The 14,927-nt window shown below is 63.6% G+C and carries 12 protein-coding genes; 10 read left to right on the plus strand and 2 right to left on the minus strand.

What is annotated here, in order from left to right:
- Positions 1 to 34: 34 nt before the first annotated feature.
- The gene (locus IAE77_RS07065) at positions 35 to 196 is read right to left on the minus strand and encodes a hypothetical protein (protein WP_294223883.1); all 162 of its coding nucleotides are present in this window, start codon (positions 194 to 196) and stop codon (positions 35 to 37) included.
- Between the two features lie 182 nt (positions 197 to 378).
- On the opposite strand from IAE77_RS07065, the gene IAE77_RS07070 reads away from it, so the two are divergent.
- The 10 genes from IAE77_RS07070 (at position 379) to lipA (ending at position 13,937) form a co-directional block, all read left to right on the plus strand.
- Positions 379 to 525, plus strand: a complete 147-nt coding sequence (locus IAE77_RS07070; RefSeq protein ID WP_294223887.1) for a hypothetical protein — start codon at positions 379 to 381, stop codon at positions 523 to 525.
- Between the two features lie 17 nt (positions 526 to 542).
- The gene (locus tag IAE77_RS07075) at positions 543 to 1,442 is read left to right on the plus strand and encodes a HipA domain-containing protein (RefSeq protein ID WP_294223890.1); all 900 of its coding nucleotides are present in this window, start codon (positions 543 to 545) and stop codon (positions 1,440 to 1,442) included.
- Positions 1,439 to 2,206 (plus strand): hypothetical protein, encoded by a 768-nt coding sequence (locus IAE77_RS07080; protein WP_294223893.1) that lies wholly within the window; start codon positions 1,439 to 1,441, stop codon positions 2,204 to 2,206. Before IAE77_RS07075 ends, IAE77_RS07080 begins: the two co-directional genes overlap by 4 nt.
- Before the next feature lie 138 nt (positions 2,207 to 2,344).
- The gene (locus tag IAE77_RS07085; RefSeq protein WP_294223895.1) at positions 2,345 to 6,043 is read left to right on the plus strand and encodes a hypothetical protein; all 3,699 of its coding nucleotides are present in this window, start codon (positions 2,345 to 2,347) and stop codon (positions 6,041 to 6,043) included.
- 57 nt (positions 6,044 to 6,100) lie between these two features.
- Positions 6,101 to 7,129 (plus strand): ROK family protein, encoded by a 1,029-nt coding sequence (locus IAE77_RS07090; protein ID WP_294223899.1) that lies wholly within the window; start codon positions 6,101 to 6,103, stop codon positions 7,127 to 7,129.
- A gap of 6 nt (positions 7,130 to 7,135) precedes the next feature.
- Positions 7,136 to 8,689: an HD domain-containing protein gene (locus IAE77_RS07095; RefSeq protein WP_294223903.1), complete on the plus strand. Its 1,554-nt coding sequence runs from the start codon at positions 7,136 to 7,138 to the stop codon at positions 8,687 to 8,689.
- Positions 8,690 to 8,742: 53 nt separating this feature from the next.
- Entirely contained in the window at positions 8,743 to 9,390 is a 648-nt protein-coding gene (locus tag IAE77_RS07100) for a hypothetical protein (protein WP_294223907.1), read from the plus strand.
- Positions 9,391 to 9,428: 38 nt separating this feature from the next.
- The gene (locus IAE77_RS07105) at positions 9,429 to 10,127 is read left to right on the plus strand and encodes a hypothetical protein (RefSeq protein ID WP_294223909.1); all 699 of its coding nucleotides are present in this window, start codon (positions 9,429 to 9,431) and stop codon (positions 10,125 to 10,127) included.
- Positions 10,128 to 10,269: 142 nt separating this feature from the next.
- On the plus strand, positions 10,270 to 12,960 hold the full coding sequence (locus tag IAE77_RS07110; RefSeq protein WP_294223911.1) for a hypothetical protein: 2,691 nt from the start codon (positions 10,270 to 10,272) through the stop codon (positions 12,958 to 12,960).
- A 74-nt stretch (positions 12,961 to 13,034) separates the two neighbouring features.
- On the plus strand, positions 13,035 to 13,937 hold the full coding sequence (gene lipA / locus IAE77_RS07115; protein ID WP_294223914.1) for a lipoyl synthase: 903 nt from the start codon (positions 13,035 to 13,037) through the stop codon (positions 13,935 to 13,937).
- Between the two features lie 80 nt (positions 13,938 to 14,017).
- On the opposite strand, the gene IAE77_RS07120 is transcribed toward lipA, so the two are convergent.
- The gene (locus tag IAE77_RS07120; protein ID WP_345780965.1) at positions 14,018 to 14,791 is read right to left on the minus strand and encodes an autotransporter outer membrane beta-barrel domain-containing protein; all 774 of its coding nucleotides are present in this window, start codon (positions 14,789 to 14,791) and stop codon (positions 14,018 to 14,020) included.
- Positions 14,792 to 14,927: the final 136 nt, after the last annotated feature.

Genomic DNA, 14,927 nt, shown 5'->3' on the forward strand with positions numbered 1-14,927 from the left:
CCACCCAGGACGCACGCATCAAGCTCAAGCGGCTTTACCCTTCAACTTTAATGACATGAGCCACTAGCACTGCGAGCAACATGACCGGCTTGTGCGGGCGCTCATGACGCTCCGCTCCCTGGCCGACGATACCGACGTGCAGCCCATACAGCAGTTCGACAGTCTCGTCGAAGGTGTGCGTTTCGTCGGCAGGCATCCCCGGAGGATGTCAGGAAGGAAGCGGCAGGCAAGCAACTGCGCACGAAATCAGGAGAGCTCCGCATCAGTAGAACTTGATGCCGTGGAAGCTGACGCCGGGTGCTGATGCTGCCAAGCCAGGATACCCCGCGCAAAGAATGGCATTGACGGCGAAGGAGGGTTCTCGGCATGCTTGGGAGCATGAGCTCCGAAGATTCCAATAATCTGGCCGGCCTGATCCCACCCGAAGAGGCGAAGCAGGTGGCGGCGAACGAGAGCTTATCACCCCACATGGAAGGCAAAATCCAAGCCACAGTCTCCGGAATGGGGAGAGGAGACAACCTCTGACGTCCAACGTGCAAGCCATGCCTGAGCCGTATCCCATCCTCGAAGTCAGCTCCGAGATGCGCAGTGATGTGGAGCAGCTCGGCAGCAAGCCGAAGTTCTGGTTCAAGCGCGGCGGGGAGAACTGGCTGTTCAAAGAGGCGCGGGAGAACACGGGGGAGGATTGGGCAGAGAAGGTGGCGTCTGAAATCGCCCGGCTGCTGGGCCTGCCCACTCACCATGCGGAACTGGCCCTGTGGGCGGGCAAGCGCGGCTGTGCGGTGAGGTCCTTCATCACCTCCGACCAAAGCGTGCTGGTGCATGGCAATGAGCTGCTGGGAGGATTGATCACCGGCTATGACAAGGAGAAGGAGCGCGGCCAGGCGGATCATACCTTCGACAACATCGTCACGGTGATCGAGAAGCTCTTTCCCTCCGAAAAAGCGCGGCGTGAGACTGCCTTCCGCATGGTGGGTTATCTGGTCTTCGACGCCCTGGTGGGAAACACTGACCGTCATCATCAGAACTGGGGCGTGCTGCTGGAACGCCGGGCGGCCCCCGGTCAACCAGTGACGTTTGAACTGGAACTGGCCCCGACCTTTGATCATGCCTCGTCGCTCGGCCGTGAGCTCACGGATGAGACACGGGAGCGCCACCTGCAGGAGGGAACCATTGACCGCTACCTGATCAAGGGACGGGGTGGCATCTTCGCCGATCCCCAGGCCAAACGCGGGCTGAGTCCGATGGCCTTGGCGCAAATGCTGGCCGAGCGCTATCCGAAGTTCTTCAAGCCCTGGCAGGCGCGAGTGAGTGACCTGGACGATGAGGCGTTGGAAGAGATCGTGGAGCGGGTGCCTGGCGAGCGGATCAGCCACGCGGGCCGAAGGTTTACACTCGCCTTTCTGGCTGCCAGCCGTAAAATGATTCAGAACGCTTTATGAAATCCCTCTTTCTAGCCTGGCAAGCCCCGACGGACTCCGCGCGCAGTCGTGCGTGGTTTCCGGTGGGTCGTCTGGATGCGGAGACGGTGGACGCGGCGAATCAACAAGCTCATTACCGCTTCCGCTACACGGGTGGAGCCCTGAAGGCCCAGCATGACGTGGGCTTTGCTCCGCTGCTGGCGTTTCCTGACTTTCGGAAGGTTTATGAGTCGGACGATCTGTTCCCTCTGTTTAAGAACCGCGTGATCTCGCCCAAGCGTGGCGATTTCCAGGAATATATCCAGTGGCTGGACCTGGACCGTGGACAGGCAGATCCGGTTTCGATCCTGGCCGTGTCCGGTGGAGAACGGGTGACGGACAATCTGGAAGTGTTTCCCAAAGTAACCGCAGATGCCGCCGGGAACTTCCATGTCCGCTTCTTTTTGCACGGCCTGAGGCACCTGGGAACCAAAGCCATCGAGCGAGCCGCCAGACTCCAGGTGGGCGAGGAACTGCGCATCCTGGTGGAATTGAACAATCCCGCCACCCGTCTGGCCGTGCCGCTGCTGACGGAGGATTACCAGATGATCGGCTGGGCTCCTCGATATCTGGTGGAGGACTTGATCAATTGCGTCCCTCACGCTCCTGAACTGTCAGCCAGAGTCGCCCGCATCAATGTGGAAGCCGCCCCGCTGAATCAGCGAATCCTCATCGATTACAGCGGGCGGGCTCCGCAGGGCGCGCAGCCGATGTCCACACCGGATTTCAAGCCGCTGCTGGACTAAAACGTGCCCCGTTATCGATCGGGCGAAAAGAGACTGCGAGAAGGCTTTGAGCGGGCGTGCAACCGCAGCACAGCCAAGTGACGCCCGCGCAAAGAAACGCATTGACGGCGAAGGCGGGTTTTCGGCATGCTTGGGAGCATGAGCTCCGACGATTCCAATGATCTGGCCGGCCTAGTTCCTCCCGAGGCAAATCCCAAGGTTCCCGAGATCATCGCCGAGGTGCCGCCGGTTCATGAGGACGAGGTGCTGCGGGCGGAGGCGGCGGAGATCGCCGCGGAACGGGCCACACGGCAAATGCCGGGCGATCCCGGCGCACCCCGGGTGGGTCTGGCGCTTTCCGGCGGCGGCATCCGCAGCGCCACCTTCGCGCTGGGGGCCTTGCAGACGCTGTGCCGGCTGGAACTGCCGGTGAAGGGCCTCAAACGACCGCTGATCGACTTCATCGACTACCTTTCGACGGTCTCGGGCGGCGGCTACATCGGCTCCTGGTTCGTGGCGAACCGGCGACGCGAGATGGCGCAGAAGCAGAAGGCGGGCACGGCGTTTGCGATGACGCCGGCGGAGGGCTGCGCGGAGTGTGACAAGGCGACGGAGCAGGTGGCGCATCTGCGGCGCTACAGCCATTACCTGAGCCCGGAGGCGGGCCTGATGAGCGCGGATACGTGGACGATGGTGACGATCTGGCTGCGCAACACGGTGCTGATCCAGGCGATGGTGTTTTGCGTCGTCGCCGCGTGCTTCATGCTGCCGCATCTGTGGCTGCGTGTGGTGAACGGCCTGCCGTGGCTGCTGGACAAGACCCACGGCGCGGATGCCCCGGTGCTGGCTGCGGGCCTCAGCGTGCCTTTCCGCGGGCTGGAACTGCTGTTTCCGCTGGCGATCCTGGGCTGCTTTTTCATCGCCTACCGGCAGGCGCGGAAGGAGATAGCGCTGTTCATCGATGACCGCCAGGTGGACTCGGGCCGGGTGAAGGCGGAGACGATCAACCCGATCGATCAAAAGCGGGTGCAGGTGCGCGTCGTGCTGCCGGCGGTGGCGGCGGCGCTGCTGACGACACTGTGGCTGTGGCTGCACCATTTCCGCCTGCAATACCAGACGGACCTGATCAACCAGGTGAAGGCGATGCCGGCCATCGTGCCGATGCCTGGTTACTTCAACTCCTGGATGACCGGCATGCAGGACTACGTGAAGGACATCGACACGAAGGAGATCCTGAAGACGGCCACGCTGACGGACTGGTGGGACGGGCGTGAGACGACGACGATCCTGGCCTCGCCGTGGATGATCCTGCTGACGCTGCTGGTGGTGCTGATGGCGCACCGGCTGATGTGGCTGAAGGAGGACCTGGCGGCGGCGAAGCGCCCGGCCTCTCACGGGAAAAAGCTGCTGAAATGGGGGGTGCAGACGCTCGCCGTGATCTGGGACCCCAAGCGCCATCCACCTGCCGCGCCGTTTTGGAAGCCCTGGATCCGGGACCAGTGGCACAACCGGCAGATCCACCGCCGCGTGCTCTTCTACGCCTCGCTGGTGTTCGGCTCCCTGTTCAGCCTGTACCTGATCGATGAGGCCATCCGCAGCGTCCACCAGACGCAGATCTCCTTTTCCAACACGAAGCCGGCGATGAGCCTGAGCGTGGACACGCTGAACGGCCATCTGGAGGCGGACTTCACGCCGGCGGCGCCCGCGAAGTCGTTTGAGATCGGCATCGGCCTCGCGGCGACGCTGGGGCCGGCGATGATGGTGCTGAAGTACATGTTCATCCTCATCCTGGCCATGGGGCTGGCCGGACGGCGGATGTTTGACAATGTGCGCGAGTGGTGGAGCCGCGTGGGCGCGTGGCTGATGATCTACAGCCTCGCCATGCTGGCGGCGTGCGGCATCGTGCTGTTCAGTCCGATCATCTTTGACTGGATCGGCGACCGCATGAGCACCTGGGCGCAGGGCGGCGTGATCACCGGCTGGCTGGCGACGATGGTGACCACGCTGCTGCTCGGAAAGAGCGACAAGAGCAATGGCAGCAATGAGCGAAAGCTGCCGCTGCTCAATCTCGACAACGCCGCTCTCGTCGTCTTCCTCGGCCTGCTGTTCGGCACGGCCTGGATGGTGCGCTTCATGCTCACGCCGGAGGATTATTCACCGCAGGCCAACGACCCGCTGCTGCTGGGAACTCTGAACGGGAAGTATGGCGGCTGGGACCGTTTCTGGCTGGTGTTCGGCGGTTTGATCGGCGTGGGCGCGGCGCTGGTGTGGCGCATCGATTTGAACGAGTTCTCCATGAACCACTTCTACCGCAACCGCCTGGTGCGCTGCTACCTCGGCGGGGCCACGCACCTCAAGGACGACCGCCGGCCGCATCCCTTCACCGGCTTTGAATTCCGCGATGATCAGGCGCTGGCGGGATTCACCGCCGCGCGCGGCCATCCTGGCCCGTATCCGCTGATCAACACCGCGCTGAACACCTCCCAGGGCGGTGATCTGGATGTGCAGGAGCGCAAGGCGGAGTCCTTTGTGCTGAGCCCGCTCTACTGCGGCTCGCAACGCCGTCGGCTGACGCTGCCGGAGAAGGAAAAGAAGCAGGTCAGTGAGGGCTTCCGCCGCACTTCCGGCTTCATGAGCGGCAAGACCGACGAACAGGCGGATCGCGACGCGGACAGCGATGCCGCGAGACCCTCCGAACGCGGCATCAAGCTCGGCACCGCCTTTTCCGTGTCCGGTGCGGCTGCCAGCCCGAATTCCGGCTACCACACCTCCCCCGTGCTGGCCTTCCTGATGACGATCTTCAACGTGCGCCTGGGCTGGTGGGTGCCGAATCCGGCCAAAAAGGACTGGATGCGGCAGGCGCCGAAGTTTCCCGGCTTTTTGAAATACCTCTGCTTCGAGCTGTTCGGCTCCGCCACGCCGAGCTCGGCCTTCATCTACCTGTCGGACGGCGGCCACTTCGAAAACCTGGGCATCTACGAACTGGTGCGGCGGAAATGCCGCTTCGTCATCGCGATGGATGGCGAGGAGGATGGTGCCTTCACCTTCCACGCGCTGGGAACCGCCATCCGGCGCTGCCGCGTGGACTTCGATGTCGAGATCGAGATCAGCGTGGACGAGCTCCGCCCCGATCCGGCCACCGGTTTTTCACGCAGCCACTGTGCCGTCGGCATCATCCGTTATCCTGACGGCACGCGGGGCACGCTGCTCTACATCAAGACCTCCCTCACGGGCGACGAAGCCACCGACATCGCCCAATACAAGGCGCTGAACGCCGCCTTCCCCCATGAGTCCACCGGGGACCAGTTTTTCAGCGAGTCGCAGTTTGAAAGCTATCGCAAACTGGGCCAGCACGCCGCTTGGGAGGCGCTGACCCCGCTGCGGCGCACGGCCATGCCCGAGGGCGGAGCCGCCGATCCCACGGCGAAGCTGCGAGACGAGCTGCGGCAGCACTGGTTCCGCGCCGCCAAGGCACCGAAGGAGGCCTTCATCAATCACACCGCCCGGCTCGACGAAATCTGGGCGGCCATCGCCGAGGACGACCTGCCGGCCTGCATTTCCGACATCGTGCTGCCACGCCAGCCGGGCAGCGCTTATCTCGACATGCCGAAAACGGAGCCGGAGCGACATCAGGTGGTCTGTTTCGGCCAGCGGCTGATCCAGTTGATGGAAAACGTGTGCCTCGATCTGCAGTTGAGCACCAGTTCCAACCATCCCGATCACACCGGCTGGCTGGAGCTGTTCCGCGCCTGGGCCAATCATCCGGTGCTCAACTCGATCTGGGAGTCATCGAAGGCCACCTACGGCACGCGATTTGCCCATTTTTGGGAAGATTTGCGCGGTGCGAAGGATTCGTGACGGCAGTTTCACTTTGTTGCTTGCCGATGCCGCCAAGCCCGTGTGTCTTGCGATCCTATGGCCGCGAAAAAAGCCTCCAAAACGCCTGCGAAAGCCGCCAAACCCGCCAAAGCGCTCAAGAATGTGCCCTTCTGGATCGGCTTCGATCTCGGTGGCACGAAGATGATGGCCTCCGTGCTCGATGCGAACTACCATGTGCTCGGGTCCGCCCGGAAATCGACCAACGGCTCCGATGGCGCTGCGAAGGGCCGCGCCAAGATCGTGAAAGCCATCCAGGAGGCGATCGCGGAAGCCGGCGTGGACCCGAAGGGCATCAAGGGCATCGGCATCGGCTGCCCGGGGCTCGTCAATCCGGCCAAAGGCACGCTCATCTTCGCCCCGAACCTCGGCTGGTCGAACATGGCGCTGCGCAAAATTTTGCAGACGCAGTTCAAGTGCCCGGTGGCGGTGCTGAACGACGTGGATGCGGGAACGTATGGCGAATACGTGCTCGGCGCGGGCAAGGGAGCGCGTTCGCTGCTGGGGGTGTTTCCCGGCACGGGTGTGGGCGCTGGATTCGTGTATGACGGCAAGCTCGTGATGGGCCGTGCGATCTCGGCGATGGAGCTGGGCAATCTGATGTTCCCCGGCACCCACATCGGCAGCCCGGTGTTCGGCAGCGTGGTGCTGGAGGACCTGACGAGCCGTCTGGCGCTGGCCTCCCAGGCCGGTCTGGCCTGTTACCGCGGCCAGCTTCCGGACCTCGACAAAAAGACCGAAGGCGCGCTGCGCAACATCCGCAGCAAGGCGCTGGCGAACGCCTTCCGCAGCGGCGAGGACGCGGCGATGCTGATGTTCCGCAATGCGATCCGTTATCTCGGCATGGGCGTGGCCACGGTGGTGAATCTGCTCGCGCCTGACCGCATCACCCTCGGCGGCGGACTGGTGGAGGAGCTGCCCGGCCTCTACCTGAGCCTGCTGAAGGAGGAAGTGGAACGTTATGCCATCCCGGAGCTGGCCAAGGGTGTTCGTTATTCGCTGGCGAAGCTCGGCGGACAGGCCGTGGCCGCCGGCGCGGTGGCCTGGCTGCGCAACGACAAGAAATAAGACGGGATGAGCGACCCTATCCCCACCCCACCCGTCACGCCGCCGGAACACGCCGTCATTTATGTCGGCGCGGCCTCCGTTTCGCTGGTGATCGGCCGCAAGGACGAGAGCGGCCAGTTCAACCGCGTCGAAAGCCTGGACCGTCCGCTGCCGGTGGCACGCGATGTGTTCCGCTCCCGCAGCATCTCACGCTCCACCGTCGATCAGGCGGCGGCCATCCTGCGTGATTACCTCCAGGCGATCCGCGAGTATGGCATCCCCTCGTCGCAACTGCGTCTGTTCACCTCGAACATCCTGTCCGAGGCCTCGAACCACGAGATTTTCCTCAACCGCCTGCAAGTCCACAGCGGGGTCGCACCCAGCCTGATCGACGACGGCAACATGACGCGGCTGGTCTATCAGATCGCCGAGCGTCTGCTGAAACGGAACCCGATGCTGGCGAAGGGGAACACCTTTGTCTCCCACATCGGCCCGGGAAACACGCGTGCCATTTACTTCCGCCAGGGACGCCTGGCCGCGTATAGCAACTACCGGCTCGGCATCTTCCGCGCCCGTGAGGCCGTGGCGACGCCGGACGAGGAGACGCTGCATCAGCTGCTGCACCTCGAAGAGCACATCCGCGGCGTCGTGGACCACCTCGCGCAGGATTACTCCGGCACGCAGATCGATCACCACGTGGCGATCGGCATCGAGATCCAAAGCGTGGCCCCGCGTCTGGGAAAGGCACGCCACGGCGCCCACCGCGTGCTGGAAGGCGATCTGTCGCGTCTGACCGACAAGCTCGCGCGCCTGAACCCGGACGAACTCGTGCGTGAGCTGCACGTTCACTACACGGGCGGCGAGGGCATCGTTCCGGCCTTGCAGACGAACCTGGCCCTGGCCCGGCGTTTCGGTGACGAGACGATCTGGGTGCCGGAAGGCGACTTCCAGCTCGAGTTGATGCTGGATCTGATGACCTCCGGCTCACGCACGGCGATCTTCCAGGAGGAAGTCATGCAGGCCGCGAGCGAGATCGGCCTGCGCTACAAGACGGACCGCAAACATGCGGACCATGTGGCCAATTTCTGCCGCCAGCTCTTCCGTGAACTGCAGCACCTGCACGGGCTCGATCCGAAATACGAGCTGATCCTGCGCGTGGCGGCCACCTTGCACGAAGTGGGCATGTTCATCAGCCCGCGTGAGCATCACAAGCACAGCCTCTACATCCTGCTGAACACGGAGATCTTCGGCCTCAGCAGCCAGGACCGCGAAATGGTCGCGCTGCTGGCCCGCTACCACCGCCGCTACAATCCCGAGCCCAATCACCCGCATTTCTCCGATCTCTCGCGCGAGGAACGCATGATCATCTTGAAACTGGCCGCGCTGCTGCGCCTCGCCGACTCGCTGGACCGCAGCCACGCGCAGCGGATCAAGTCCATCCAGCTGCGCCCGGAAGGCCCGCGCCTCAACGTCATGACACAAGGCGTGGATGACACGACGGTGGAGCAGATCGCGATCAACTCGAAGTGCGACCTGTTCCGCGAGATCTACGGTTACGACATCGTGCTGGTGCGATCCTGAGCTCCGGTTTGAGAGACTATTGCGCCCGAAACGCCGCGCGCTAGGCTGCCCGGATGCTTCATCTACTCCGTGAAATGCTGCACTCGCCGGTGCTGGAGATTCTCCAGCGCCTGAAGCGGTCCACGGGCATGCCGGTGCGTGAATTGAGCACGCTGATGAAGATGAGCTACATGGGCGTGAAGCAGCACTGCGTGGAGCTGGAGAAGGCCGGCATTCTCGACACCTGGCGTCGGCCGAAGGGGGCCGGACGGCCTGAAAAACTGTATCGCGTCACACCGAAGGCCAATGTGATCTTTGGATTGCACGGCACGTCACTCGCCCTGGATCTGCTGGCCACCGCCGAGCGTGTGTATGGCGAAACCGCGCCGCCGAAGCTGCTCTACTCCTATTTTCAGGCCAAGACCGAGTCCTGGGCGCCCAAACTGGCCAAAGCGGAGACGCTGCCCGAACGCGCCAAGCTGCTGGCGAAGCTCCGCAGCGCCGAGGGCTGCATCAGCGAGCTGGAAACGGGCGCGGATGGACAAATCTCACTGGTGGAGCATCACCGCCCGCTGCGGGAACTCGCCAAAACGCACGACATCGTGGACGAGCTCGAGTGCGAGATGATCGAGCGTCTGCTCGGCTGTGAAGTGAGACGTTCCGTGGAAGAAGTGTCCGGCCTTGTGCGTGTTACTTTTCAAATCAAGACCACGAGAGAATGACATCCGGGAACGAAGGGACGCGCAAAACAGGGATCAACATGGCACTTCTGGCAGGCATCGGCCTGCTGGCCTCCTGTTCGGGCGCCCTGGCTCCGCTGAGGCCCGCCTGGCAGCAGGATGCGGACCTTTATCATCACGGCGTGCCGGCCCGGGCATCGCAAACAGCCACCACACCGCATCTGGTGGCCCGTGCCGTCTATGCCGCCCCGGACCGCATCGGCCCGATGATGGACCGCCAGGGAGACGTGCCGGAGCCGCAACGGGGCCTCGCCCGCATGGGAGATGGCACCGTCGATCTGGGCTTTCAGGACGTGGCGACCGGGCGCTGGATCGAGTCCAGCCTCTGCGGCGGCACGTTGTTCGTCGCCGGGCTGCCGAACCAGGCCTATCGCATCGTGGTGAAGAACCGCACGCCCTTGCCGCTGGAGGTCCGTGTGGGCGTGGATGGCAGGGATCTGGCCACCGGAGCCCCGGGCAGCCTGAGTCGCGGCGGTTCCCGCGTGGAAGGCAAGGGAACCCTCACCCTGGAGCATTCCAGCCAGGGACCGTTGCTGTTCCGACAGGTGAGCAGTGACGCCGCCTTGTTCGATACCAGCGCCCAAGGCCGCCCTGGATTGATCCAGCTGGCCGTCTTCCTGGCGTCGGATGCTCCGAGCGTGGGGCCCGAGAAGATGCGCCCGGACCAGATCGCTCCCCTGGGGCTGTTCCCCGTCGGTGTGCCGGAGCAGTATCGCTGATCAACTCATCTCACCCGGTCCGCCGGGCCCGGGGTTATGATCCGCCGGGAAGGAGCCCTGACAACCCAGGCCCGGATCGTTTTCCAAACATGCTCTTAGAAGCTTGTCGGGCCATGAGCAGCAGCTAACTTCCGGCGATTCCATGTTCCGCTTCCTGCGTCGCCTGCTTTTCTTTTTGATCGTCAGCTTTCTGCTGGCCGGCGGCGTGTATCTGAACACCAGCTCCTTTCGCGAGAACTGGCACGGCTTTGTGACGCGGGAGCTGGCCCGCCATGGCGTGTACCTCGATCTGGAGCACCTCACGCTGAATCCCTTTGGCGGACTGGTGGCCAGGAAGGTGCGGGTGTTCAACGAGGCGGAGAAAAAACACCTCGTCGCCGCCGTGGACCGGCTGAATCTGGACGTGGACTTCGGCCAGTTGCTGGAAGGTCGGGTTGAAATCGTGGCGCTGGAGCTGCTGCATGCCAGCGTGGCGCTGCCGGTGGACCCGGAGCAGCCGGAACTGACGGTCGTGGAGATCAAGGACCTCAGCGCCCGGGCATTCCTGGAGGAGCGGCAGCTCGACATCCGCCACGTGGAAGGCCAGCTCTCCGACGGCCTGCGCCTTTCCATCAGCGGAGTGCTGGAACTGCCGGAACCAAGGCAGGAACCGGGCGACACGAACGCGCGTGACCGCATGACGGTGATGCGGCAGCACCGGGCGCAGATCCAGCGCGGGCTGGACTGGCTGGCACGATTCAACGCCCCGCAGGTGCCCACGCTGAGCGTGAAAGTCTCCGGTGCGCTGGAGCGGCCGGAGGAACTGCACGCGGAACTGCGCTTCGAGGCCAACGGCCTGCGTTTCGAGGACTACACGTGGAAGGAACTCATCGCCGAGGCGGAATACGAGGGCGGTTTCATCGACCTGAAGCGCCTGCATCTGCGCGATCACCTGGGCACGCTGGACGCCACCGCCACCTGGCGCATGGGCGCTGACAAGGTGCGCTTCCGCCTGCACTCCAGCGCCGATCTGCCCGGTCTGGCGCGGGCCTTTTTCGACAACGACCAGTTGCGCGAGGTGGTGTTCTACGAGGCGCCGCAACTCGTCCTGGAAGGCACCTTGTTCGTCGGACCGCAGAAACCGGAGGGGCTGCTGCCGGCCGAGGTGACGGGAAGGCTGGACTGCGGCCGTTTTGGCAGCCGGGGGGAGATCTTCAACGCGCTGAGCCTGAGCATCGGCGCGACGCCCGAGGGCGTTTTTGTGCGCGACGCCACCCTGAAGCACAAGTCCGGCTCGTTGACCCTCAGCGTGATGAAACACCGCGAACAAGGCTTCCGCTACGATCTGAACCTGCGCATGGACCCGAATGTGTTCGTGCCGTTCGTGAACCTGCCGAAGACGCGCGAGATCATCCAACGTTTCGGCTTCGATGAGAGCTCCTTCATCGATGTGCGCCTGTCCTGCGCCGGCAAGACCGCGAACCTGCGCGAGTGTCCCAGCTCCGGACACGGTGTCTTGCGCAACTTCAGCTACAAGGGCGTGGCGTTTGAGTCCGTGGAGATGGATCTGGCCTTCCTGGGGGACATCCAGAACTACTTCAACATCCGCGGCCGCCGGGCGGACGGCCCGGTGCAGGCGGACTTCGTGTTCGTCAACGACGCGGATGGCGAGAAGTGGGTGCGGCTGGTCAATGCGCGTGCCGAGGCGGACGCCGCGGGCATCGTGCGGGCCTTCGCTCCGAAAACAGCCGACCACATCGCCCGCTACCGCTTCTCCGCCGGCACCGAGGTGACTGTCAACGGCACGATCGGCTACCGGGCCAATCCCAAGTTCAACGACTACAAGATCGAGTTTAAAAACCCGGTCGGTGGAGCGCACTACGTGCTCTGGAACGAGGACTACCCGGTCAACGCACCTTACGGTGATGTTTCGATCCTGGGCGAGATCCTGAAGTTCGACGTCAACGGCCGCCTCTTTGGCGACACCTTGCGCGTGGAAGGCTCGGTGAACCTGGCGCCGGAGGTGGAGAGCTACGATGTCGATGTGCGCGCGGGCCGCTTCCCCTACAGCGTGTTCGGGAAGAAGCTGCCGTTTGAGGATGTGCACGCGGAGGTCCGAAACCGCGAAGGCATGATCCGCTTCGACGTGGTCGGCAGCGTCCTCGGCGGCACGGCCACGCTGAAGGGCCTCGTGAACGACAACCGCGAGCCGAATCCTTATGAAGGCGAGCTGCGCATGGACGCGATCAGCTTCCAGCGCTTCGCGCAGGTGTATTCGCCCGGCAACGAAAGCGTGGGCGACATCAGCGGGCACTTCAAATTCACCGGACGCATGAACGACTGGCGCGCGCTCAAGGGCGGCGGGGCCCTCTTCATCTTGAATGGCAATCTCCTGGCGCTCCCGGTTCTCGGCCCTCTGACGCCGGTCATCGGCGCCCTGCTGCCGCCGCCGATCAAGGGCTACAACGTCGCCAAGAACGCGGACTGCACCTTTGAAGTGTCGGACGGCTTCATCGTGACCAAGAACATCAGCGCGGAAAGCAGCGCCTTCCGCATCTCCAGCAGCGGAAACATCGACTTCATCCGTGACGACATCGACTTCAATGCCGAGGTGAGCATTCGTGGCATCACCGGGCTGGTGCTGTTCCCCGTGACCAAACTGCTGGCCTACAAAGGCTCCGGCACCGTGAGCGACACCAAGTGGACGCCGCGCATCTTCGGCGGCGGCAACAAGGACGACCGCAAGCCGCCGACCGAGATGGAGCTGCGTGAGGCGCAGAAAATCGGCGGCAACCCGTCGAAAGCCGTGCAGGAGCCCTCCACCCCGAAGCGCAAGCCGCTGTTCGGGAGATGAGGTCCTGAAGCGCAAGCATGGGGCAGTCAGGCGGCTTGCAATCCCCCTCATTCCGGCCATTCATGCCTGCCCCCATGACCCCCAAGATCGACCCTGCCCTGCATCGCGAGAAAAAGCCGGACTGGATCCGCGTGACTCTGCCGCGTGACCCGAAATTCTGGAGCACCAAGGGCCTGATCACCGACCTGAAGCTGCACACGGTTTGCGAAGAGGCCCAGTGCCCGAACCGCTGGGAGTGCTGGAGCCAGGGCACGGCCACTTTCATGATCGCTGGTGACCGCTGCACGCGCGCCTGCGGCTTCTGTGCCGTCAAAACGGCCAAACCCTTCGCCCTGGAGGCCGACGAGCCGCAACGCGTGGCCGAGGCGACGAAACGCATGGGCTTGAATCACATCGTGATCACCGCCGTGGCGCGTGACGATGTGAAGGACGGCGGCGCGGACCATTTTGCCCGCACCATCGAGGCCGTTCGCGAAGCCGTGCCGACGATCACCATCGAGATCCTCGTGCCTGACTTCAACGGCAAGGACGACGCGCTGGAAGTCGTGATGAAGGCAAAGCCGCACATCTTCAATCACAACCTGGAGACCGTGGAGCGCCTCACACCGCTCGTGCGCAGCCGCGCGCAATACCACCGCAGCCTGCACGTGCTGAAGCGTGCCAAGGCGATGGCGGCGGAGATGGGCAACGTCTGCGCCACCAAGAGCGGCCTCATGCTCGGCCTGGGCGAGACGGAAACGGAGCTGTTCCAGGCCATGGACGATCTGCGCGAGCATGACGTGACTGTGCTGACGCTCGGCCAGTATCTGCGTCCATCGCCGCAGCATCTGCCGGTGATCGAATACATCCACCCGGACACCTTTGAGAACTACAAGCAGATCGCGCTGAAGAAGGGCTTCCGCCACGTCGCCAGCGCCCCGCTGGTGCGCAGTTCCTACCACGCCTCCGACTTCAAGCCGGAACTGGATCTTGAGTAAGCGCTCAACGCTTCTGGAACAGACCGAGATCCCGCAGGCTCGATCAAACCGTCAGGTGGCCCGAGGGCGTCCGACTGACATCAAAAGCGATAGCTGAACCGCAGGCCGCCGAAGTGAGCCTGCATGTCATGACGGAAGAACTGGCCCTGGTAAGTCAGCATCATGCTGAAGCGCTCATCAAACATGAGGCTCACGCCGAGGCCGAGCACCAGGTAGTCCTGGCCGGGAGCCTGATTCCCGCCGGTGGTCGAGAAGGGCGCATTGATCACAGACACGGTGGTGGCATTGTTGTCCTCGATGTTCTGGCGCTCATAACTCAGCCGAAGCTGTGGCGTGATGGTGGCAAAGCTCGTTTCAAACCGTTTCGACACCGACCAGCCGACGCGGGCCACAAGCGACTCGTAGGTCTGGGAGCTGTAGCGCAGGGCAGCCAATCCGCCGCCAGTCTCGCTGTGGGCATCCACCTCGCCATGCAGGTAATCCAGGCCGAGGAATGGTCCGGTGACCAACGAGCCCTCCATGAAGCGGAAATTCCAGCCGCCGTTGTATTGCAAGGCATGCGTCTGAGTTTGCGTCGTCCCGAAGGCGAGCGGAAGCCCACGCCCGCATTGGGGATCGAGTCGAGTTGGTAGTCCCCAAAGCTGTAGAGGAACTCCAGGCGGACGAGGGCACTCATCCGCCATCACCCTCCCGACCCGGCTCTGGCGAGCCCGGCCGCCCCCCCCTCGGCTCAGCGAGCCGAGCCACAGCCGCCGAGTCTCCGCTCCTCGTGAAACTTGAAACCTGAAACCTGAAACGGTTCCACCGGCTTCCTCCACCACGAACTGAGAACCGAGAACCGAGAACTCCGTCATTCTTCACTCGTCATTCTGCATTCGTCATTGTCCCCTCCCCCCTCCCCCTCGGCTCTGGCGAGCCCGGCTACGGCCGCCGCAGCGCCAGGATCAGCTCATTGAGCTTGTCGATCACCACCTGCAGCTCCGCGGATGA

The sequence above is a fragment of the Prosthecobacter sp. genome (assembly GCF_014879935.1).
Taxonomy (GTDB): Bacteria; Verrucomicrobiota; Verrucomicrobiia; order Verrucomicrobiales; family Verrucomicrobiaceae; genus Prosthecobacter.

Bases quoted from the DNA above. Each gene is read 5' to 3' on its own strand.
- IAE77_RS07065 (WP_294223883.1), bottom strand. From the start codon at position 196: ATGCCTGCCGACGAAACGCACACCTTCGACGAGACTGTCGAACTGCTG.
- IAE77_RS07110 (WP_294223911.1), top strand. From the start codon at position 10,270: ATGTTCCGCTTCCTGCGTCGCCTGCTTTTCTTTTTGATCGTCAGCTTT.
- IAE77_RS07090 (WP_294223899.1), top strand. From the start codon at position 6,101: ATGGCCGCGAAAAAAGCCTCCAAAACGCCTGCGAAAGCCGCCAAACCC.
- IAE77_RS07100 (WP_294223907.1), top strand. From the start codon at position 8,743: ATGCTTCATCTACTCCGTGAAATGCTGCACTCGCCGGTGCTGGAGATT.
- IAE77_RS07070 (WP_294223887.1), top strand. From the start codon at position 379: ATGAGCTCCGAAGATTCCAATAATCTGGCCGGCCTGATCCCACCCGAA.
- IAE77_RS07120 (WP_345780965.1), bottom strand. From the start codon at position 14,791: ATGACGGAGTTCTCGGTTCTCGGTTCTCAGTTCGTGGTGGAGGAAGCC.
- lipA (WP_294223914.1), top strand. From the start codon at position 13,035: ATGACCCCCAAGATCGACCCTGCCCTGCATCGCGAGAAAAAGCCGGAC.
- IAE77_RS07075 (WP_294223890.1), top strand. From the start codon at position 543: ATGCCTGAGCCGTATCCCATCCTCGAAGTCAGCTCCGAGATGCGCAGT.
- IAE77_RS07080 (WP_294223893.1), top strand. From the start codon at position 1,439: ATGAAATCCCTCTTTCTAGCCTGGCAAGCCCCGACGGACTCCGCGCGC.
- IAE77_RS07105 (WP_294223909.1), top strand. From the start codon at position 9,429: ATGGCACTTCTGGCAGGCATCGGCCTGCTGGCCTCCTGTTCGGGCGCC.
- IAE77_RS07085 (WP_294223895.1), top strand. From the start codon at position 2,345: ATGAGCTCCGACGATTCCAATGATCTGGCCGGCCTAGTTCCTCCCGAG.
- IAE77_RS07095 (WP_294223903.1), top strand. From the start codon at position 7,136: ATGAGCGACCCTATCCCCACCCCACCCGTCACGCCGCCGGAACACGCC.